General features: G+C 72.8%; 15 protein-coding genes and 1 pseudogene. 10 read left to right on the forward strand and 6 right to left on the reverse strand.

Features of this window, described 5'->3' with window-relative positions:
* Positions 1-128 precede the first annotated feature (128 nt).
* Positions 129-3,071: a helix-turn-helix transcriptional regulator gene (locus ACSMXW_RS35985; RefSeq protein WP_485802651.1), complete on the forward strand. Its 2,943-nt coding sequence runs from the start codon at positions 129-131 to the stop codon at positions 3,069-3,071.
* 562 nt (positions 3,072-3,633) lie between these two features.
* Here ACSMXW_RS35985 and ACSMXW_RS35990 read toward each other — a convergent pair.
* Positions 3,634-4,650 carry a LacI family DNA-binding transcriptional regulator gene (locus ACSMXW_RS35990; RefSeq protein WP_485802653.1) on the reverse strand — a complete coding sequence of 339 codons (1,017 nt, stop codon included), beginning with the start codon at positions 4,648-4,650 and terminating at the stop codon, positions 3,634-3,636.
* Between the two features lie 290 nt (positions 4,651-4,940).
* Here ACSMXW_RS35990 and ACSMXW_RS35995 point away from each other — a divergent pair, with 290 nt between their 5' ends.
* From ACSMXW_RS35995 to ACSMXW_RS36020, 6 genes are all read left to right on the forward strand, one after another.
* The gene (locus ACSMXW_RS35995) at positions 4,941-6,251 is read left to right on the forward strand and encodes an ABC transporter substrate-binding protein (RefSeq protein WP_485802655.1); all 1,311 of its coding nucleotides are present in this window, start codon (positions 4,941-4,943) and stop codon (positions 6,249-6,251) included.
* A gap of 108 nt (positions 6,252-6,359) precedes the next feature.
* Complete coding sequence (locus ACSMXW_RS36000; RefSeq protein ID WP_485802657.1) at positions 6,360-7,337, forward strand: carbohydrate ABC transporter permease; 978 nt, start codon at positions 6,360-6,362, stop codon at positions 7,335-7,337.
* A gap of 13 nt (positions 7,338-7,350) precedes the next feature.
* Positions 7,351-8,271: a carbohydrate ABC transporter permease gene (locus ACSMXW_RS36005; RefSeq protein ID WP_485802659.1), complete on the forward strand. Its 921-nt coding sequence runs from the start codon at positions 7,351-7,353 to the stop codon at positions 8,269-8,271.
* A gap of 179 nt (positions 8,272-8,450) precedes the next feature.
* Positions 8,451-9,923, forward strand: coding sequence for a GH1 family beta-glucosidase (locus ACSMXW_RS36010; protein ID WP_485802660.1), 1,473 nt, complete (start codon positions 8,451-8,453; stop codon positions 9,921-9,923).
* Between the two features lie 109 nt (positions 9,924-10,032).
* Complete coding sequence (locus ACSMXW_RS36015) at positions 10,033-11,301, forward strand: SLC13 family permease (RefSeq protein ID WP_485802662.1); 1,269 nt, start codon at positions 10,033-10,035, stop codon at positions 11,299-11,301.
* 4 nt (positions 11,302-11,305) lie between these two features.
* Positions 11,306-11,842: a universal stress protein gene (locus ACSMXW_RS36020; protein ID WP_485802664.1), complete on the forward strand. Its 537-nt coding sequence runs from the start codon at positions 11,306-11,308 to the stop codon at positions 11,840-11,842.
* Between the two features lie 111 nt (positions 11,843-11,953).
* Here ACSMXW_RS36020 and ACSMXW_RS36025 read toward each other — a convergent pair.
* Positions 11,954-12,832, reverse strand: a pseudogene (locus ACSMXW_RS36025) (glycoside hydrolase family 16 protein); the annotation flags it as partial.
* 507 nt (positions 12,833-13,339) lie between these two features.
* Here ACSMXW_RS36025 and ACSMXW_RS36030 point away from each other — a divergent pair.
* Positions 13,340-15,145 (forward strand): coagulation factor 5/8 type domain-containing protein, encoded by a 1,806-nt coding sequence (locus ACSMXW_RS36030; RefSeq protein WP_485802666.1) that lies wholly within the window; start codon positions 13,340-13,342, stop codon positions 15,143-15,145.
* A gap of 257 nt (positions 15,146-15,402) precedes the next feature.
* Entirely contained in the window at positions 15,403-16,878 is a 1,476-nt protein-coding gene (locus ACSMXW_RS36035; RefSeq protein WP_485802668.1) for a 3-hydroxybutyrate oligomer hydrolase family protein, read from the forward strand.
* A 57-nt stretch (positions 16,879-16,935) separates the two neighbouring features.
* Here ACSMXW_RS36035 and ACSMXW_RS36040 read toward each other — a convergent pair whose 3' ends face one another.
* Positions 16,936-17,661 carry a hypothetical protein gene (locus tag ACSMXW_RS36040; protein WP_485802670.1) on the reverse strand — a complete coding sequence of 242 codons (726 nt, stop codon included), beginning with the start codon at positions 17,659-17,661 and terminating at the stop codon, positions 16,936-16,938.
* A 652-nt stretch (positions 17,662-18,313) separates the two neighbouring features.
* Between ACSMXW_RS36040 and ACSMXW_RS36045 the strand changes: the two genes are divergently transcribed.
* On the forward strand, positions 18,314-19,291 hold the full coding sequence (locus ACSMXW_RS36045) for an NAD(P)H-dependent flavin oxidoreductase (RefSeq protein WP_485802671.1): 978 nt from the start codon (positions 18,314-18,316) through the stop codon (positions 19,289-19,291).
* Between the two features lie 143 nt (positions 19,292-19,434).
* Here ACSMXW_RS36045 and ACSMXW_RS36050 read toward each other — a convergent pair whose 3' ends face one another.
* The 3 genes from ACSMXW_RS36050 to ACSMXW_RS36060 form a co-directional block, all read right to left on the reverse strand.
* Entirely contained in the window at positions 19,435-20,160 is a 726-nt protein-coding gene (locus tag ACSMXW_RS36050; RefSeq protein WP_485802673.1) for a chitinase, read from the reverse strand.
* 182 nt (positions 20,161-20,342) lie between these two features.
* Complete coding sequence (locus ACSMXW_RS36055; protein ID WP_485802674.1) at positions 20,343-20,858, reverse strand: lytic polysaccharide monooxygenase auxiliary activity family 9 protein; 516 nt, start codon at positions 20,856-20,858, stop codon at positions 20,343-20,345.
* Between the two features lie 490 nt (positions 20,859-21,348).
* Entirely contained in the window at positions 21,349-21,849 is a 501-nt protein-coding gene (locus ACSMXW_RS36060) for a DinB family protein (protein WP_485802676.1), read from the reverse strand.
* Positions 21,850-22,007 lie beyond the last annotated feature (158 nt).

Here is a 22,007-nt window from a genome sequence, read left to right on the forward strand (position 1 = left end):
TCCGGACACCCCTCCGCGGCGGTGGAGACCGGAGGCGCCCGGCCGCGCCGGCCCAGGCCGCGTACGGCGTCACGCGGGGCGCGGGAACCACAGCACTCCAGGGCCAACGGGACGAAGGAGGGATTCGTGTGCTCGGTCGCGACTGTGAAGTGGCCGACTTACAGAGGATCCTGGCCTCTGCCGCGTCCGGCGCGGGGGCCAGCCTCCTGCTGGAAGGGGGTATCGGGGCCGGCAAGTCGTACCTGATGCGCGCCGCCGTCAGAACCGCCCAGGCCACCGGGTTCGAGACGGTCTCCATCCGGGCCCGGCCGTCCGGGACCACCCTGACCTGCGACGTGCTGCGCCAGCTGCACCCCCGCCAATCGGCCGTCCCGACCTCCACGGCTGCACGCGCCGGGCTGTCCGCCGAAGAACCGGAGCCCTCCGATGCCGCCGCCGGCCGGCTCAACCAGCTCATCGGCACGCTCACCCCCCGCACGCCGCTGCTGATCGCGGTGGACGACCTGCACTGGGCCGACCACCGCTCGCTGCGCTGGCTGGAACACTTGATGGCCCGGCTGGAGGGGCTGCCGGTGGCGCTGTTGGCCACGGTCGCCCCCGGCCTGTCCCGGCCGCGTGACCACACGGCGCGTGCCGACGGCACCGGCCGCGCCGGCCACGGCTCCGGCGGACGGGAGGGCATCGGGCGCGGCGGCAACGGCGCATGGAAAGACGGCACCGCCGACCTCGCCCGCGTCGTCTCCGACTTCCACCAGCGCACGGTGCTGCCCGGCCTGGACCCGGGCGCCGTCGGCTACCTACTGGCCTCCTTCTTCGGCCGCCCCGTCGCCGACGCCCTGGTGCACGCCTGCCACCGGGTCACCGGCGGCAACCCTCTGCTGGTGCACGCCCTGCTGCGCGAACTCAAACGCGGCGGCACCGCCACCGAACCGACCTGCGAACACATCGAGGGCCTCGGCTCGGTAGAGGTGGCGGAGACCGTGGTCGCCCGTTTCGAGGAACGGTTCCCCGGCATCGGCCGGGCCCTGGACTCCATCGCCGTCATCGGCCGGACCGGCACCGCCGCCCTGGTCGCCGACCTCGTCGGCATCTCCCGTACCGAAGCCGCCGACATGCTCCACGCGCTCGTACGCTGCGGCGTGCTCCAGGAGACCGACGGGGGCGTCGCCTTCACCCAGCCGATCGTGCCGGTCTCCTTCCTCGCCGCGCTGCCGCCCAGCGAACACGCCCGGCTGCACGCGGCGGCGGCCTGCGCCCTGCACGCCGCCGGGGCGCCCGCGCACGAGGTGGTCCGCCACCTGCGGCACGCCCCACGCATCGGCACACGCTGGGCCCGCCAACTGCTGTTCGACGCCGCCTGCGCGGCCCTGTCCCGGCACGACCTGGAGGGGGCCCGCACCCTGGTGGAGCGGTGCGCCCAGGAAGGCGACCCCGACGACCGGCCCGAACTCCTGCGCAGGCTCAGCTGCGTCGAACTCGCCGCCGACGCGCCCGCCGAAGCCGTAAGCCGGCTGCGTGCCCTGGGCCGGCCGCGCCACGGCAGCGACACCGCCGCCCTCGCCGCCCTCGTCAACCTCGCACAGGCCACCGCCCTCGAAGGCGACCTGGACGGCGCCCAACGCACCGTGCGGGGCGCGCTCGCGGACCTGGAGCTCCCCGACCCCGACCGGGAACCGGCCGCCGGCGCCTTCGCCGTCCTCGGCGTGCTCACCCTGCTCACCGGCGGCAACCGTGCACCGCTGCCCGTCCCGGCCGCCCCCACCGCCGCCCGCACCTCCTGGGTGCGCTGCGCCCAGGCAACCCTGTCGGCGCTCACCGCCCGGGTACAGGGCGGGCGGCGCGAGGAGGTGGTCCGCCACGCACGTGCCGGGCTGAGCGAACCCATCGGCCCCGGCGACGTACCCACCACCCCACTGCGGCTGCTGCTCACGGAACTGCTGTGCGAGGCGGGGGAACACGACGAGGCACTGGACACCTGCCGGGCGCTGGCCCAGGCGGCCCGCGACGAGGGCGCGCGTACCAGGGCGGCCCTGGCCGAGGCCATCCTGGCCGAGTGCGGCTACCGGGCCGGCCGGTTGGGCGAGGCGGCCCGGGCGGCCCGCGCGGCCCTGGCGGACGGGCCCACCGGGACCTGGCTGGGCAGCGCCCTGGCCCACTGCTGGCTCGGCGGTGTCCTGCTGGAGACCGGCGACCTGGACGGGGCACGCCGACTCCTCCTGGACGACCCGGCGCTGACCGACCTACCCAAGGCGGCCCTGCCCGACCTGCTGTTCCACCGGGGCCGGCTGCAGGACACGCTCGGCCGCACCCAGGCCGCACTCGCCGACCTCGAGGAGTGCGGGCGGCGGCTGGTGCGCGGCGCGCACTGCCACGACCGCCACCCGTGGCGCACGGCCGCCGCCGCCCTGTACGCGCAGGCGGGCGACACCGCCGCCGCCGCACGGCTGGCCCACGAGCAATTGGACCTGGCCCGCGCCTGGGGCGCTCCGCACGCCGTCGCCACCGCCCTGCACACCCTCGCCGCCGTCACCCAGGCCGGGCAGCGCGCTCCCCTGCTGTACGAGGCGGCCGACCTGCTGGAGGACTCCGGGGCATGGCTGGAGCGGGCCCGTGTGCTGCGCTCCCTGGGCCGCGAACTGCGGCGGCTGCGCAAGGTCCGCAAAGCCCGCGAACAACTGCGCGCGGCTCTCGCCCTGGCCGAGAAATGCCACGCCTGGGCGCTCGTCGACGTGCTTCGCGCGGACCTCACCTCCGCGGGCGCGCGCCCCCGGCGCGGCGCCGAGACCGGACCCGACGCCCTCACCCCGGCCGAACACCGCACCGCCCTACTGGCCGCCGAGGGCCTGACGAACAAGGAGATCGCCGGCCGCCTCTACGTCACCCGGCGCACTGTCGAACTCCACCTCAGCCGCGCCTACCGCAAACTCTCCGTCTCCGGCCGCGCCGACCTGCCCGCCGCGATCGCCGACCAGCGCCCCGACCCGGACCGCCGCGTGCTGCAGCGCGTCAACGCCGCGATGGGCCCACCGGACCGCGCCACCCGCTCGATGACACTCCGCCCGGCCTCGTGAGCCGAACCGGCACCACTACCCGTGTCCGCGGTCGACCGTCCTGGAACAGGACGCCCAGCGGCGCCGCGAGGCGGGCAGCCCGCTTGGCACATGGCCACGTGACTCGTTGCCCCAGCCCAGAACGCCCGGAGCCGGCCCGTCGGGCCAGAAGCCGCCGAAGCGACGGCCGACGCCGAGCCTGCCCGCATTGGTCGACTATCCTCTGCGCCTCGGCCCGGTCAACGCCACCGGACGCCACCGAGGAGCACCCTGCTGCACACCATGGCGAGCAGCAGGGACCAGGAGCAGCGTCAGACCGCCGCCGCAGGCCCTCGCCGTCGGCTTCCCGCACAGCTCGCCTCCGGGCCCATCGTGCCGCCGGGTTGTGGAACGGACTGGGCCCGCGTGATCAACGAGCCATCACGATTCCGTACGCGGCCGCTCGCACGACAGGCAGCGTGTAGTCCCACAGCCTGTCCGCGGCGGCCGGGTCGATCGACCAGTTGGCATCACGTTCAGTAGCCATAGGCCCCGCCGAATCCCTCACCCGTGGCGGAACTCCTGGGGTTCGGAAGCACGTACGTCAGGAAGACTCACGCACGACCAGCTCGGTGGGCAGCACGAGGTGCCGGCGCGGGGCGTCAGGGTTCGCGATCTCCTCCAGCAGGACCCGGGCGATGGTCTCGCCGATCTCCTCCACCGGCTGCCGCACGCTGGTCAGTGGGGGATGGGTGTGCCGCGCGATGATCGAGTCCTCGAACCCGACCACCGCGACGTCGTCCGGGACCCGCTTCCCCTGCCGTCTGAGCTCCAGCAGGGCCCCGGCCGCCATCACGTCGGAGGCGGCGAACACCGCGTCCAGCTCCGGCACCTCGCACAGCAGCCGGCGCATCGCCCGCTCGCCGCCCTCCTCGGTGAAGTCGGAGACCGCCACCAGCGGGCCGCCGTGCGCCCGCCCGGCCCCCGCCAGCGCCTCGCGCCAGCCACCGAGGCGGCCGCGGCCCACGTCCATGTCCTGCGGTCCCGCGATCGTCGCGATCGTCCGGCGCCCGGAGTCCATCAAGTGCCGTACGGCCGCGGCCGCGCCCCCGGCGTTGTCCGAGTGCACATGGCTCAGCGACTCGCCGGACGAGCGACGCCCCGCCAGCACGGTGGGCAGCCCCATCTCCTCCAGCAGGCCGGGCAGCGGGTCGTCGGCGTGCACCGAGACCAGCAGCACGCCGTCCACGCGGCGGGCCGCGACGGTCTCGGTGAGCTGGTCGAGCTCGCCCTGGTCACGGACGAGGACGAGCTGGAGCTGGGTCCTGCCGGCGGCGAGCACGGTGCTGACCCCCCGGATGACCGCCGAGAAGTACGGCTCCGAGCCCAGCCTGCTCTCCGACTCGGGGATCACCAGCGCGATGGCGTCCGTGCGGCTGGTGACCAGGCCCCGGGCCACCGAGTTCGGGACGTACTTCAGCTCGGCGATCGCCGCCAGGACTGCTGCGCGCGCCGCGTCGCTGACCAGATCCGAGCCATTGATCACCCGGGACACCGTGGTGCGCCCGACCCCGGCGCGCGCGGCCACGGTCTTGATCGTCGGACGCTGCCTCCCCGCCATGGACCCTCCTTGCCTTGCGCGCGGCCCGGGCGCCCGCCACCAGCGCATTCTGCCAGAACCACGGGCGCGGCCGCCCCCTTGTGCACTGTGCCCCACGGCGCCGCCGGCAACGAAGTGGCGCGGTGTCCTTGACAGGTTCATCGTCGGCCAGTCACGCTTCGGGCACCTTTGGGAACGTTCCCACCGTACATCCGGCTCCTCGTTGGGAACGTACCCACCGCAGTGTTCGAGCCAGGGCCTCCGGCCCTGGCCGGGACTGCGGTGCGTCAGCGCCGCCGCTAGGAGGACGAATGGGCACGGCCCACAGGATGTTGCGCAACAGGATCTTCGCCACCGTGGCGGCCGCCGCCGCGCTCGGACTCGTCGTGGGGTGCGGCGGCAGCAGCGGCGGCACCGGGGGAGGCAAGAAGAACGGCAAGACCGTCATCACGATGGGCCTGTTCGGCGTGATGGGCTTCAAGGAGACCGGCCTGCTCGACCGGTACATGAAGGAGCACCCGGACGTCCAGATCAAGGCCGACGTGGCCGGTGACGAGCAGACGTACTACACCGCGCTGCAGACCCACCTCGCCGCCGGCAGCGGCCTCAAGGACATCCAGGGCATCGAGATAGGCCGCGCCCGGGAGATCGTCGACACCCAGGCGGACAAGTTCGTCGACCTCTCCAAGGTGCCGGGCACCGACCACTTCCTGCCGTGGAAGGAAGGACAGGTCACCACCAAGGACGGCAAGGTGCTCGGCCTCGGCACCGACATCGGGCCGCTCGCCGTCTGCTACCGCAAGGACCTCTTCAAGGCCGCGGGCCTGCCCACCGGCCGGGAGGAGGTCGGCAGGCTCTGGGCCGGCGACTGGAAGAAGTACGTGAGCGTCGGCGAGGACTTCAAGGCCCACAACAAGGACGCCGAGGTCGCCTACGTGGACAGCGCCAGCGCCCTGTTCAACGCCATGGTCTACGGCAACCCAGAGCAGTTCTACAACGACAAGGGCGACCTGATCTACAAGACCAGCCCCGACGTCAAGGCCGCCTGGAACCTCTCCGTGCGGGCCGCCACCAGCGGGCTGACCGCCAAACTGCGGCAGTTCCAGCCCGGCTGGGACCCGGGCCTCGCCAACAGCACCTTCGCCACCACGGTCTGCCCCGCCTGGATGCTCGCGCACATCACCGAGAAGGCGGGCCCCCGGAATTCCGGCAAGTGGGACGTCGCCAAGGCCCCCAGGGACGCCAACTGGGGCGGCTCCTTCCTGGGCGTGACCGAGGCCAGCCCCGTCAAGGCGGAGGCCGAGAAGCTGGTCGCCTGGCTCACCGCCCCCGCGCAGCAGGAGTTCCTCTTCAAGAAGCTGGGCAACTTCCCGTCCTCCCGGCAGGCGCTCGAGTCGCCGGCGGTGAAGAACGCGACGTCCGAGTACTTCTCCGGCGCGCCGATCGGCCGGATCTTCTCCGAGGCCGCCCAGCACATCCCGGACCACCAGGTGCTGGGCCGCAAGGACGGCACCATCAAGGACATCTTCACGCAGGGACTGCAGCAGGTCGAGTCGCAGGGCACCGACCCGGACAAGGCCTGGAACACCACCGACGAGCGCATCCAGAAGGCCGTCGGCTGACCGGCCCCGTGCCCGGTACCGGTGGCCGCGCCCGGCGGTCACCGGGCCGCGCCCGTTCCTCCCCGGCGCGGCACCCCCGCAACCAGCGACCTCATGTAAGGACCCCCGGTGGCCACTTCCACCCCCCTGACCCCGGCCGGCGCCGGCGCGCCGCCCGGCAGCGGCGGCCGTGTCCGGCGCGGCGCGCTGCTGCACCGGCTCGACCTGCGCGCGGCGCCCTATGCGTTCGTCGCCCCGTTCTTCGTCGTCTTCGCGGCCTTCAGCTTCTACCCGCTGATCTACACCTGCTGGATCTCCCTGCACCATGTGGAGCTGTCCACGCTGGACCTGATGGACTGGGTCGGCTTCGACAACTACACGGCGCTCTGGCACGACGACCGGTTCTGGAACGCCCTCGCCAACACCTTCACCATCGGGGTGATCTCGACCGTCCCGCAGCTGCTGATGGCGCTCGGGCTCGCCCATCTGCTCAACTACCGGCTGCGCGGCTCCAGCTTCTTCCGGGTGGCCGCCCTGACGCCCTACGCGACCTCCGTGGGCGCCGCGGCACTGGTCTTCACCATGCTCTTCGAGCGCGACTTCGGCATGATCAACTGGCTGCTGAGCCTGGTCGGGGTGGACCACATCGACTGGGAGAACAGCAAGTGGGCCGCGCAGTCCGCGATCTCGTCCATCGTGATCTGGCGCTGGACCGGCTACAACGCCCTGCTGTACCTGGCCGCCATGCAGGCCATCCCGCTCGAGAGGTACGAGGCGGCGGCCATCGACGGCGCGTCCCGCTGGCAGCAGTTCACGAAGGTCACCGTCCCCGGCATCCGCTCCACGATCGTCTTCACCATCGTGCTCTCCACCATCGGCGCCACCCAGCTCTTCGGTGAGCCGCTGATCTTCGGTCAGGGCCCCAACGGCATCACCGGCGGCGCCGACAACCAGTACCAGACCCTCGGCCTGCTGCTGTACGAGGAGGGCTGGAAGAACTACCAGATGGGCCGGGCCGCCACCGTCGCCTGGGCGATGTTCCTGCTGCTCGTCCTCCTCTTCGTCGCCCAGCGCCTGCTGCGGCGCCTGTTCACCCGCCCGTCCTGAAGGAGCTCCCGCCATGACCACCGACAGCCTTCCGGCCAGGACCGGTCCCCGGTCCGAGCCCGCGGCACAGCGGTCCGCGGGGCGACCGCGGCTGTTCCCGCGGCCGAGGGCCGGGCGTCAGCACCACGCGGGGCCCGTCACCTACGCCCTGCTGATCCTGGCCGCGCTCGTCTCGCTCTTCCCGCTCTACTGGACGCTGGTGGCCGCCTCCAGCGACAACACCCGGGTCACCCAGACCCCGCCGCCCTTCGTGCCCGGACCACACCTGCTGGACAACCTCGGCAAGGCCTGGCAGGACGCCGCGCTCGGCAGGGCGATGGCGAACAGCCTGATCGTGGCCGGCACCATCGCACTGTCCACCGTGCTCTTCGCCACGCTCGCCGGGTTCGCCTTCGCCAAGCTGCGCTTCAGAGGCCGCAACATCCTGCTGATGCTGGTCATCGGCACCATGCTGGTGCCGCCGCAGCTCGGTGTCGTCCCGCTGTTCATGATGATGACCCAGCTCGGCTGGAGCCAGCAGCTGCCCTCGGTCATCTTCCCCACGCTGGTCAGCGCCGTCGGCGTGTTCTTCATGCGGCAGTACCTGTCCGAGGCGCTGCCCGACGAGCTGGTGGAGGCGGGCCGGGTGGACGGCGCCCACTCGCTGCGGATCTTCTGGAGCATCGTGCTGCCGGTGGCCCGTCCCGCGATGGCCGTCCTCTTCATGATCACCTTTGTGCACGCCTGGAATGACTTCTTCTGGCCGTACATCGCGCTCGACATGGAGAACCCGACCGTGCCCGTCGCGCTCACCAAGCTCAGCGAGGGGTACATCCGCGACGACTCCCTGATCATGGCGGGCGCCCTGCTCGGCACGCTGCCGCTGCTCGCGCTGTTCGTCGTCTTCGGACGGCAGATCGTCGGCGGCATCATGCAGGGCGCCGTCAAGGGGTGAACACCCCGGCGGCCGCCGGCCGGCCGCCCCGCGCCCGGCCACGAGGCGACGCACCCCGTGCCCCGCCTCCCGCTCCGGCCCCGACCCGCCCCCCGCACAGGCCGCCCCCGAACCAGACCCACCGAACGCCGATCCACCCTCCGTCCACCCCATGGACGGACGCTTCCGGAAGGACCCTCGTGGCCACAGCAACACACCGCCCAGCACCCGAACCGGACACCACCGCCGCCCGCACCTTCCCGGAGGGCTTCACCTGGGGCACGGCGACAGCCGCCTACCAGATCGAGGGCGCCGCGGCCGTCGACGGGCGCACCCCGTCCATCTGGGACACCTACTCCCACACCCCCGGCAAGGTGAAGAACGGCGACACGGGCGACGTCGCCACCGACCACTACCACCGCTGGCGCGAGGACGTGGCCCTGATGGCCGACCTCGGCGTCGGCGCCTACCGCTTCTCGCTGTCCTGGCCCCGCATCCAGCCCACCGGACGCGGCCCGGCCGTCCAGAAGGGGCTCGACTTCTACCGGCGGCTCGCCGACGCGCTGCTGGAGAAGGGCATCGAGCCGGTCGCCACCCTCTACCACTGGGACCTGCCGCAGGAGCTGGAGGACGCCGGCGGCTGGCCCGAGCGCGCCACCGCCGACCGGTTCGCCGAGTACGCGGGCCTGGCCGCCGAGGCGCTGGGCGACCGGGTGCACACCTGGATCACCCTCAACGAACCCTGGTGCAGCGCCTTCCTCGGCTACGGCTCCGGGGTGCACGCGCCCGGCCGCACCGACCAGGTGGCCGCCCTGCGCGCCGCACACCACCTCAACCTGGCACACGGCAAGGCGGTGCAGGCCCTGCGGGCGGCCCTGCCGCCGGCCGGGCGCGTCTCCATCACCCTCAACGTCCACCATGTGCGGGCCCTCACCCAGGACGCCGCCGACCTCGACGCGGCACGCCGGATCGACGCGGTGGCCAACCGTGTCTTCACCGGGCCGCTGCTGAGCGGCGAGTACCCGGCCGACCTGCTCAGCGACACCGCCCACCTGACCGACTGGTCGTTCGTGCGCGACGGCGACACCGCCCTGGCCCGCCAGCCGCTGGACTTCCTGGGCGTCAACTACTACACGCCGACCCTGGTGTCGGCCGCCACCGGCGAGGGCACCCACACCTCCGACGGGCACGGAAAGAGCGCCCACAGCCCCTGGCCGGGTGGCGACCGCGTCGCCTTCCACCAGCCGCCGGGCGACACGAGGACCGCCATGGGCTGGACGGTGGACCCGACCGGCATGTACGACCTGCTGCTCAGGCTGCACACCGACTTCCCCGGGCTGCCGCTGATGATCACGGAGAACGGGGCCGCCTTCGACGACTACGTCAACCCGGACGGCGAGGTGCACGACCCGGACCGCATCGCCTACCTGGCCGCCCACCTCGCGGCCGTGCACCGGGCCATCGAGGCGGGCGTGGACGTACGGGGCTACTTCCTGTGGTCGCTGCTGGACAACTTCGAGTGGGGCTACGGCTACAGCAAGCGGTTCGGCGCCGTGTACGTGGACTACCCGACCGGCAAGCGGATCCCGAAGTCCAGCGCACACTGGTACAGCGAGGTGGCCCGCACCGGCACCCTCCCGGCCCCGGAGGGCACCGCGGACGGCACCCGGTGAACGGGTGACGGCGACCCCGGCGGGCCCCGCCCGCCGGGGGGCAGCACAGGGCCGGGCGCGATGATGGTCGCACGCCGTCGATCGTCGCGCCTCGGGAGGGCCGGGCCGGTTGCACACACCGCTGCTTCAGGCGCTGTCCGCCGCGCTCCTCGTCGCCGTGCTGGCGGGCGCCGTGCTGCGGCCCCTCGGCCTGCCCGAGGCGGCCGTCGCGGTGCCCGCCGCCGGGGTGGTGCTGGCCACCGGCGCGCTGCCGCTCGACCAGGCCCGCGCAGAGGCCGCTCACCTGGGGCCGGTGGTGGGATTCCTGGCCGCCGTCCTGGTGCTCGCCCGGCTCTGCGACGACGAGGGCCTCTTCCGCTGGTGCGGGGCGGCGATGGCGCGCGGGGCGCCGGCCGCGGGACGGGGCGCCGCGCGGCGGCTGCTGGGCGCCGTCTTCGTCCTGGCGTCCCTGATCACCGCGGTGCTCAGCCTGGACGCCACGGTCGTCCTGCTCACCCCCGTGGTGTTCGCCACCGCGGCCCGGCTCGGTGTCCGCGCCAAGCCGCACGTGTACGCCTGCACCCACCTCGCCAACACCGCCTCGCTGCTGCTGCCCGTCTCCAATCTGACGAACCTGCTGGCGTTCTCCGCGAGCGGGCTGAGCTTCACCCGGTTCGCGGCGCTGATGGCGCTGCCCTGGCTGCTCGCGGTGGCGGCCGAGTACCTCGTCCTGCGCCGCTTCTTCGCCGCGGAGCTGGGGCCGGCCGACGCGGTGGGCGGTCCGCGCGAGGCGCCGCCGCTGCCGTTGTTCGCGCTGGTCACCGTGGTGTGCACGCTGGCCGGGTTCGTCCTGGCGTCCACGCTGGGCGCCGCCCCGGCATGGGCCGCGGCGGCCGGCGCCGGGGTGCTCGCCGGCCGCGCGCTGATCCGCCGCCGCACCGGCCCCCGGGACCTGCTGGACGCGGCCGCCGTGCCGTTCCTCGCCTTCGTGGTGGCCCTCGGCCTGGTGGTCCGTGCCGTGGTGGACGGCGGCCTCGGCGATCTGCTGGGGCGGCTGGTGCCCGACGGCTCCGGGCTGCCCGACCTGTTCGCGGTGGCCGCGCTGGCCGCCGTCCTCGCCAATGTGATCAACAACCTGCCCGCGGTGCTCGTCCTGCTGCCGCTCACCGCCCAGGCCGGCCCGGGCCCGGTACTGGCGATGCTGCTCGGGGTGAACATCGGGCCCAACCTGACCTACGCCGGCTCGCTCGCCACCCTGCTGTGGCGGCGCATCGCGCACCGGCACGCCCACGAGGTGGACCTGGCGGAGTTCACCGGGCTGGGCGCGCTGACCGTGCCGTTGGCCCTGGCCGTCGCCGTGCCGGCGCTGTGGCTGGCCCTGCTCGTGATCGGAGGATGACACCGTGACCGTGATCGCCTGGATCGCCGAGGGCACCTGGCCGGCGTGCGTCGACGCGGCGCGCGCCCAGGCTCGTGAGGACACGCGGATCGCGCTGCTGCACGTCCGGGAGGAGGAGGTGCCCGCGGTCGCGCACGGCGCCTTCGCGGGGCTGCTGGGCCGCGGCCACCCTGCGGACGACCCCGGTGCGCGCCTTGCTGACCTGGGCGCCGACGCCGCCCGGGAGCTGCTCGACGCCGCCGCCCGGCGGCTGGGCCGGCCCTGCTCCCGGCTGGTGCGGCACGGACGCGTGGAGCGTGAGGTGGTGGCCGCGGCCGAGGGCGCCGAGTTGCTGGTGGTGGCGCGCGACGGCGACCCCGCCCGGCTCGGGCCGCACAGCCTGGCACCGGCCGGCCGGTTCGTCGTCGACCACGCCCCCTGTCCCGTGCTGCTGGTGTGGCCCGGGGCCCCGCCCGGTCTCGCCACCCTGCCCCCGCCCCCGCCGCACCCGGGCGCCGCGCCGCCCCCGCCGGCCCGGCACGATGCCCCGCACCGCCGCTGACCCGACCGCCTCGCGCGGCACGGGCCGGTGCGCCCACGTGCAGGGGCGCACGGCACGGGGGTTGCCCCGTGCCGTGCGCCCCTTGCGGACCGGTGCCGCGGTCGGGCCTCAGCTGGTGCTGACCGACACCGAGTCGACCACGAGCTCCTGCGGGAAGCTGGTGCCGCCGTCCGGGTCGCCCGGCCAGTCACCGCCCACCGCGAGGTTGAGGATCAGGAAGAACGGCTTGTTGAACACCCACTCGTTGCCGCCCACGTCCGCGGGCGTGCGAGTCTGGTAGACATTGCCGTCCACCGACCATTTGATGGAGTCGGGCGCCCAGTCCACCGCGAAGGTGTGGAAGTCGTCGGCGAAGGCCGCACCGCCCGGCAGGCTGTACCCGGCGCCGATGCCGCCCGCACCGAAGTAGCCGGGGCCGTGGATGGTGCCGTGCACGGTGCCCGGCTCCTTGCCGATGTTCTCCATGATGTCGACCTCGCCGCAGTCCGGCCAGGGGGTGCCCGAGTTGATGTCGGTGCCGAGCATCCAGAACGCCGGCCACATGCCCTGGCCCCGCGGGATCTTCATGCGCGCCTCGACGTGCCCGTACTGGGCGCTGTACGTGCCGGCGGTGTTCATCCGCGCCGAGGTGTACTCGCAGATGCCGTACCAGCACTGGTAGTTGTTCGGGTTCTCCTTGCGCGCCGTGATGACCAGGTGGCCGTCGCCGTCGAGCGCGGCGTTGGCGTTGCCCGCCGTGTAGTACTGGCGCTCGTGGTTGTTGCCGTTGTTGTCGCCGGTCTCCTGCACCCACTTCGAGGAGTCGACGGCGGAGCCGGCCGCACCGTCGAAGGTGTCGGAGAAGGCCTCCTTCAGCTTGACCGCGGGCTTGGCGCCGGCGTCGGCCGGAGTGCTCGCCCCCGCCGTCGAGGGGAGGACCAGGGCGGTGGCCGCCACCAGGGCGGAGATGCCGGCGATCAGCAGGCGCCGGCCAACATGCGGAGAGTCCATGACTCTGCCTTCCGGTGTGGGGGGTGTTCCCGAGCACCTGTCATGCATCTGACAGGAGAGCAGGTGTGGTCCGGAGGCCACACCGGCCGGGGTGGGGGTTCGGTGCTCGTGGCTCGACCTTGATTTAAGGAATGAAGTAAGCGAGTGTCAAGGCCTGTCGCACACCTCGGCGCCGACCACGGGAGCGGGCACGCCGGGCGGTGTCCAACTCGTCGGGCCACCCACCTCGGTACTTCACCTTCTGATCGCTCTCCCGCACCATGCATCCCGCGTGCTGCGAGATCTTGAATTCGGGCAAGAGGGTGTTGTCCGGCAAGTGGCCCAAGTCGCCCCGCGGTTGCCGCCGAATGGACCGCGCTCGTCCGGGCCATGACCGGTGAAATGCCGGTCCGTGCACAAGTCTTGACGCGGCGTACCGGCCGGGTCAAGGATCCATCTGCCGACTGAGAGCGCTCTCTCCGGGTCGAGGCGGCATCCCGCACTCAACTACTCCAGGAGTTCTCCGACATGCTTTCTCCCCCGCACAGCCCGGTGCACCCGGGCGGAGCACATCCCACGCCCCGCCGTGGCCGCGCCTCGGTGGCGGCGGTGCTCGGCTCCGCCCTGACCGCGGTGGCGCTCGCCCTGGTGCCTGCGCTCACCCCGGGGACCGCACAGGCGGCCCCGCTGGCCGGCGGCGGCGACCTGGGTCCGAACGTCATCGTCTTCGACCCCTCGACGCCGAACATCCAGGGCACCCTGGACGACATCTTCAGGAAGCAGGAGTCCGCCCAGTTCGGCCAGGGACGCTACCAGCTCCTGTTCAAGCCGGGCACCTACAACGGCCTCAACGCCCAGCTCGGCTTCTACACCTCCATCTCGGGCCTCGGCCTGTCGCCCGACTCCACCACGATCAACGGCGATGTGACGGTGGACGCCGGCTGGTTCAACGGCAATGCGACGCAGAACTTCTGGCGCAGCGCCGAGAACCTCGCGCTCAAGCCGGTGAACGGCACCGACCGCTGGGCGGTCGCCCAGGCCGCCCCGTTCCGCCGGATGCATGTGAAGGGCGGGCTGAACCTGGCCCCGAACGGCTACGGCTGGGCGAGCGGCGGCTACATCGCGGACAGCAAGATCGACGGTTCCGTGGGCCCCTACTCGCAGCAGCAGTGGTACACCCGCGACAGCTCCGTCGGCGGCTGGGTGAACGGCGTCTGGAACATGGTCTTCTCCGGTGTGCAGGGCGCACCGGCGCAGAGCTTCCCCAACCCGCCGTACACCACCCTCGCAACCACGCCCGTCTCCCGCGAGAAGCCGTTCCTCTACCTGGACGGCAGCACCTACAAGGTGTTCGTGCCCGCCAAGCGCACCAACGCCCAGGGCGTGGACTGGGCGAGCGGCACACCAGCGGGCAGTTCCATCCCGCTGGACCAGTTCTACGTCGCCCATCCGGGGGACTCCGCCGCCACCATCAACGCGGCGCTGGCACAGGGCCTGAACCTGCTGTTCACGCCGGGCATCTATCACGTCAACCAGACGATCAACGTCAACCGTGCCAACACCGTCGTGCTGGGCCTCGGCTACGCCACGATCGTGCCCGACAACGGTGTGACCGCGATGAAGGTCGCGGACGTGGACGGCGTCAAGCTGGCCGGTTTCCTCCTCGACGCGGGCAGCACCAACTCCGCGGAGCTCCTCGAGGTCGGCCCGCCCGGCTCGTCGGCCGACCACTCGGCCAACCCGACATCGGTGCAGGACGTGTTCGCCAGGGTCGGCGGCGCGGGGCCGGGCCTCGTCACCACCGCGATGACCGTCAACAGCGACGACACCATCATCGACCACACCTGGCTGTGGCGCGCCGACCACGGCAGCGGGGTCGGCTGGACCGCCAACCGTTCCGACTACGGCCTGGTGGTCAACGGCGACGACGTCCTCGCCACCGGGCTGTTCGTCGAGCACTTCAACAAGTACGACGTGCAGTGGAACGGCCAGAACGGAAAGACGATCTTCTTCCAGAACGAGAAGGCCTACGACGCCCCCAACCAGGCCGCCATCCAGAACGGCAGCACCAAGGGGTACGCCGCCTACAAGGTGGCCGACTCCGTCAACACCCACGAAGCCTGGGGCCTGGGCAGCTACTGCAACTACAACGTGGACCCGTCCATCGTGCAGGACCACGGCTTCGAGGCACCGACCAAGTCGGGCGTGAAGTTCCACGACCTGCTGGTGATCTCGCTCGGCGGCATGGGCCAGTACAACCACGTCATCAACAACACCGGCGCGGCGACCTCCGGAACCAGCACCGTGCCATCCACGGTGACGTCGTATCCGTAGGCCTCCGGGCACCGGCCGGGACGCCGTGTCCCGGCCCACCGTGAGTCAGCAGGCGCCGTGGCCCCGAGCCGCGGCGCCTGCGCACGTCCGAGCCCCCGGCGCCGGCCCGCCCGGCCATGCGGCCGACCACGGTGCCGGACACCACTTCGCGCCCGGCCACTGTGTACCGCGCACCCGTGCCGCGGCGGTGCCCGCGCGCATAGCCTCCCCAAGCCCGCTCACACGGCCTACCGCGTCCACCGGCTCCGGAGGTTGCCATGCACGCCCCACCGAGCAGAGCAGCGGACCGTCGCCCCGCCCGCCCGCCGCACCACCGGAGGCGGGGCCGCGCCCTGCGCCCGGGCGGCGCGGCGGCGCTGGTCGCCGCCGCCCTGCTCGCCGTCACGGCCGCGGCACCCGGGTCCGCCGGACCGCCCGCGCCCGGGCCCGCGCACTGCGGGACGGACGCACAACTCCGTGTCCCGGCCGCCGAGCGTGCCGAGAGCGCCTGCCTGGACGACCTCACCACGCGGGGCACCCTCGCCTCCGGACACACCGTCCAGGCCGACTGGGCGGGACTCACCCCGGCGGGCCTGCCGGTGCCCGGTAAGGTGCCCGGCATCCAGCTGGACGGCTACTTCCCGGACGGCTCGGCCGCCAACAGCCACCACGGCTGGCACCACGACGCGCAGTTCGTCATCCGGCTGCCCGACCACTGGAACGGCGGGCTCGTCGTCACCGGCGCCCCGGGCACCCGGGCGCAGTACGCGAACGACCGAGCCATCGGCGACTGGGTGCTGTCCCGCGGCTACGCCTTCGCCGCCACCGACAAGGGCAACACCGGCGCCGACTTCCACCGCGACGGGCGCACCCCGGGCGATGCGATCGCCGAGTGGAACAGCCGCCTCACCCAGCTCACCCGAGCCGCCCGCGCGGTGACGCTCCAGAGGTACCACCGTCCGCCGCGGCGCACCCTTGCGACCGGGCTGTCGAACGGCGGCTATCTGGTCCGCTGGCAGCTGGAGCACCATCCCGAGCTGTACGACGGGGGAGTGGACTGGGAGGGCGTCCTGTGGCGCACCGACGGCCCCAACCCGCTCACCTTCCTGCCGCCGGCCCTGCGCGCCTACCCCGGCTACGCGGCGGGCGGCACTGGTGCGGCCGGGGCACACCGCGCCCTGCTCGCCGCCGGCTACCCCGCGGGCTCGGAGTTCCTGTGGCCGTACTACCACCAGACCTACTGGGACCTCACCCAGCGCACCTACCGCGAGGAACTCGACCCGGACTACGACGGTGCCCTCCAGGCCGGCACCCCCTTCTGCGCCGCGGGCGGCGGCCCCGGCTGCGACGCCGACTACGACTACGCGGCGCGCCCCGCGTCGGTACGGCGGGCGGTCGCGAAGATCGCCCTGACCGGCCGCATCGGCAAGCCCCTGATCAGTCTGCAGGGCACCTACGACGTGCTGCTGCCGATCAGCCGCACCGGCGACGCCTACGCCCGGATGGTGCACGCGGCGGGGCGCGACGGGCTGTTCCGCTACTACCGCGTGGCCGGCGGGTCGCATGTCGACGGTCTCTTCGACACGTTCCCCGACCGGCTCCGGCCGCTGACGCCCTGTCACCGCAGCGCGTTCCGCGCCCTGGAGGCGTGGCTCGACGACGGGCGGCGGCCGCCGGCCGGCCATACCGTGCCCCTGCCCCGGGGCGGGGACCCGGCACGGCTGGTGACCGACTGCCCGCTCACCACCGGGTGACCGGTCACCGCCCGGCCGGGACCGGCCGCCCGTGCCCGTCCTGAGCCGCCCGGCGGCTCAGGCGCCGGAGGCCTCGTCCGAGGGCCCGGCCTCCACGTCCCCGCCGCTCGCGGCCACTCGGGGCGTCGTGGCCACGGCCGAGTAGAACACCGACTTCTGCTGCTTGCTGCGGTGTGCCTGTCCCTTGGCCACCAGCGCCTCCAGGGTGTTGCGCACCACCGTCGGGCTGACCTTGCGCTCGGGGTGCCGCTCGGCGAGCGCGTTGGTGACCTCCGCGGCGGAACGGGGCTCGTCGTGTCCGGCGAGCAGGGACCCGACCACCTCGCGCAACGTGGGCGTGCCCGGCGTCCTGCGGCGGCCCGTGCGCTCCTTGGTGCCCTGCGCCGCGGCCTTCGCCGCCCTGCCGGGCTTACCGTCCGCGCCCTGCCTGGCGCCCCTGGTGCTCCGTGTGCCCTTGGTGTCCCGCTCGCTCTTCTCGCCCTTCTCCCCTGCGCCGTCCCGCGGCTTGCGGGCCCGGGGCAGCCGGGCCCTCGACGGTCCACCGGCGGACGTGGTGTCACCCGTCGGGGTGTCAGGGGCAGCGTTCGGGGGGTCCCCGGCCAGTGCCTGCTGCATGCTGAGCAGGAGGGCGTGATCCCGCTCGAGTTCGCCCAGTTGGGTCTGCAGTGTGGCGATCTCCGAAGCGATACGTTCCTGCTCCCTGGCGTTGTTCTCCAGGTCGGTGGCCACCTGTGCGGCGTACTGGGTCTTGAGGTTGGTGTGGTCCGAAGCATTGTCCGGCATCGCGTCCCCGCTCTCTCGAATCGTGTGCAGGTGTGTGGTGCCGGATGCTACCCACATCGGGCGTGCGGCACCGCGTCGTCAGAACTCTCGTACTGCGCAGGACACGCAAGTGCGGCCGTTCTGCCAGGGAAGACACCACCAACGAGTGGACTATGTTGCACCTAAAGAGTGGTGCCTCACCCTTGACCTGAGGATGAGACAGCGGGCCGCGGGGAGTGCCGGAGGGGCCCCGGAGCGGGGTGCGGTGTGCCGGGAGGTCCGACTGCCGCGCCGCGGAGATGTCGGGGCGGGGGAGCCCAACTCATATGGCTCCTGCGGCGCGGCAGTCCCGTCGGCACCCGGCCCTGGAGCAGGCGCCGACAGGAAGAGTGTAGGGAGCAAAGATCCCTCGGGCAGCACGGCGATCGCGGTGGTGGCCGAGACCGTCCCCCGTCGGGGACCAGTGCGGCATCACGGTCCGTGAAAGGCTCCGGCGCACAAAGGCCCAGCCCGATGGCGGCCGTGGAGGCTCCGGTGACGGGCGGTCATGGGCCGATCACGCCGCGGCGGAGGCCACAGGTACAGGGCTCGGGGGGCTTTGGCGTGAATGCGGTGGGGCGGCCGTGTGGCGCCCGGGCGCGGGTGCGTTGCGGGTGCGGACGATGATGGGGGCATGGCATGGAAGACGGCGTTCACGGAGTTGGTGGGGATCGAGTGCCCGGTGGTGTCGGCACCGATGGGCGGCAGCGCGGGCGGCGCGCTGGCCGCGGCGGTGTCCCGGGGCGGAGGCCTCGGCATGGTGGGCGCCGGCCGGGGCGAGCGCGGCTGGCTGGAGCGTGAGTTGTCGCTGGTCACCCGTGAGACCACCCGTCCCTGGGGAGTGGGCTTCCTCAGCTGGGCCGCGGACGCGGACACCGTGGCACGGGCCCTGGAGTACCGGCCCGCGGCGGTCATGCTCTCCTTCGGCGACCCCCGACCGCTCGCGGCGCCCGTGCACGACGCGGGAGTGCCGCTGCTCGTGCAGGTCACCAGCCGCACCGAGGCGGCGCAGGCGCTCGACGCGGGCGCCGACGTCCTGGTCGCGCAGGGCTCGGAGGCAGGCGGGCACGGCGGCGGCCGGGCCACGCTGCCGTTCGTGCCCGCGGTCGTCGACGCGGCCGGGGCCACACCCGTTCTCGCGGCGGGCGGCATAGCGGACGGACGGGGAGTGGCCGCGGCGCTGGCCCTGGGCGCGGCCGGGGTGCTGATGGGCACCCGCTTCCGGGCCAGCAGGGAGGCGCTGGTGCCGGCGGAGGTGCTCAAGGCGCTGGTGGACGCGGAGGGCGGTGACACCGCGCGCAGCAGGGTGCTGGACATCGCGCGCGGCGCCCCGTGGCCGGCCCGGTACACCGCACGCACCCTGCGCAACGAGTTCCTGGACCGCTGGCGGAACCGGGAGGACGAACTCAGCTCCGACACGGCCGCGCTGGAGGAGTACCGTGCGGCCGTCGCACGCGGCGACATGACGGCCCTGCCGGTCTGGGCCGGTGAGGCGGTCGACCTGATCAGCGGTATCGACTCGGCCACCGACATCGTCGCCGAGGTGTGCGCGGACGCGGTCCGGGCGCTCACCGCGGCCGGGCGTGCGGTGGTCCCCGGCGGACGCGGCTGACGGCCGGGAGCGGGGTGCCCCGTGCGGGACGCGGGCCGGCCGCGCCGGGGCAGTGCGAAGGGCCGGGGCTCGCCGGCCCACGGCCCTTCGCGGCAGGTGTCACGCGGTGGGTCCCGGACGCGGGGCCCGGAGCCCGGCCGGGCTCAGCAACTGAGGTTGCCGCCCGGGTCGACGCCCAGGATCTGCGCGAACTTGGTGTAGTTGTCGATGCGGTCTTGGACCTGGCCGGGGTTTGCGCCGTTGCACTCCAGGCTGCCGTTGATGCTGCGGATGGTCTCACCGAAACCGGCGCCGTTCACCATGGCGTTGTGCGGGGTCATGGTGCCGGGGCCGGTCTGGGTGTTCCAGTACCAGAGCCCGGTCTTCCAGGACACCGCCGCGTCGTTCTGCACCAGGTCCGGGTTGTTCAGCAGGTCGATGCCGAGCGCGTCGCCCGCGGCCTTGTAGTTGAAGTTCCAGCTGAGCTGGATCGGGCCGCGGCCGTAGTACTTGTCGTTGCCCGCGGGGCAGCCGTAGGGCTGCGATGGGTCGCAGTAGTGCGGATAGTTGGCCGTGTTCTGCTCGACCACGTAGACCAGGCCACCGGTCTCATGGGCGACATTGGCCAGGAACGCCGCGGCCTCCTGCTTCTGCACGGTGTCGCTGCCCGAGTGCGTGAACTCCGGGTAGGCGCTGAGCGCGTCGGTCAGGCCCTGGTAGGTGTAGAACTGGTTCCGGTTCGGGAACATGCTGTTGAACTGCGCTTCGCTGACCACGAAGTCGGCCTTGACCGAGGTGTTGTGCGCGGACGCCGTGGGTGCCAGCGTCAGCACCGAGAGGGTCACCGCGGACGCCGCCGCGGTCAGCAGTCCGATCATGCGCGTTCGCACGATGGTCACTCCTGCCTGCCGCCCGGTAGGGGCGGCACTGTGCGTGTGGGGGGTTGGGTGGTGCGCTTGTCACACCGGCACGGGTGCCGGCGGGTCCGGACACCGCGCCGGGACCACCTTCCGGCCTGGGCCCGGTGGTCTCCGACACGGTGCCCGGTGGTTGGGGGGAGGGAGGGAACGCCTCAGCCGATGTTCACATCGACGCAGGAGTAGAACGCGTTGGCGGTGTCCGCGATGTTCCACACCGCGAGCACCTTCTGCTGCCCGCGCAGGCTGCCGAAGTTCACCTGGTGGGTGGTGGTGTCACCGGGCTGCTGGTTGTTCCCGCTGAACTCGGCGATCTTCTTGCCGCCCACGAAGTACTGCCAGTTGCTGGTGGCGTGCCGTGCGGTGTACCTCCAGCTGAAGGTGGCCGTGGAGCCGACCTTGGTGACGACCCAGCCCTTGCTGTTGTCGTCGAGGTCGGAGAACCGCGAGATGCCCGCGCTGCAGCTCGTCAGCCCCTTGGGGCCCTCCACGCTCTGCGGCTCGTACTTGATGTCGCCACAGCTCACCACGCCGGCGGCGCACTGCGCCTGACGGCTCGGCGGCTGGGATATGTAACCGTGCGCACTCGCGGAACCCGCGGGCAGGCTCACCGCGATGACCGGGGCGAGTGCAGCGCCGACGAGTGCAGCCAGCTTTCTCTTTGCGTGCATGCGTACTCCTTCACATCAGGTCTTCCCGCGCGGGTGGGAGAGGGGAACCAGGGCACCCGGCGGGTCGGCCTCTCGAGTTGTGGGGCCAAGAGGCGCGAAGGGACGGCGGCACAAACCCATGACCGCCACCGCGACCACACGGGCGGGGCGGCGCAGGTCCTGCTGCTTGGACTAGACCATACAGGTGGACGCGTACGCGTCAATAGACCGCGGGGAAACGGGGGACGGCCCCTCGGGTGCGTCGCCGACGCGCCGGCGCGGTGCCGCTGAGCAGGGAGAAGTCGCTGCGGTGCGAGAAGCGGATGGGGCGCGGAAGCAAGGCCGGAGCCAGGCCTGACGTGGCGTCGGGCGGGCGTCTCCCCGGCCCTCCGTTCGTTCTCGGCCGCCGGATTCGACCGGAATCAGCCCCCGGCCCCACCGGCGCCGTTCACCGGGTCCTGCCGTGCCGGTCGCGGTTCGCCGGGCCTCGGGCACGTGCCGTAGCCGGCCCTCAGACTCCGACCGTGCCGTCGATGCCCTCGCGGAGGAGGTCGGCGTGGCCGTTGTGCCGTGCGTACTCGTGGATGAGGTGCAGCATCACCATGCGCAGGGAGACGTCCTCACCCCAGCGCTCGCAGGGCACGACCAGGTCGAGGGAGTCCGCGGCGGCCTCGATCGCGCGTGCCTTCTCGACCTCCGCCCGCCAGGCGGCGAAGGCCTCGGCGCCGGAGGCGTCCCGTGCGTCGTACGCGGCCTGGAAGTCACCGTCGTCCGACCAGACCAGGGCGATGTCCTCGCCGCCCACCACCCGGCGGAACCAGGCGCGCTCCACCTCCGCCATGTGCCGTACCAGACCGAGCAGGGTGAGCGTCGACGGCGGCATCGACCGCCGGCGCAGCTCCTCGTCGCCGAGGCCCTCGCACTTCATGGCCAGGGTGGCGCGGTGGAAGTCGAGGAACGCGCGGAGCATCTCGCGCTCTCCCGCGATCGACGGGGGACCGATTCGTTCCATGGCCGCCTGCCCCGCCCTTTCGCCGATGTCGGTGTGTCCCCCGGACCCTAACCTGTGCGGGGCGGTGTCTCCGAGGGAATTTCGGCGCCGTCCGAGCCGGCGCCGCCCGGCCCGGCGGCTCCACGGGCGGGGACAACAGCCGTCGGAACCGGTCACGG

It is taken from the genome of Streptomyces sp. DSM 116793 (assembly GCF_057320905.1).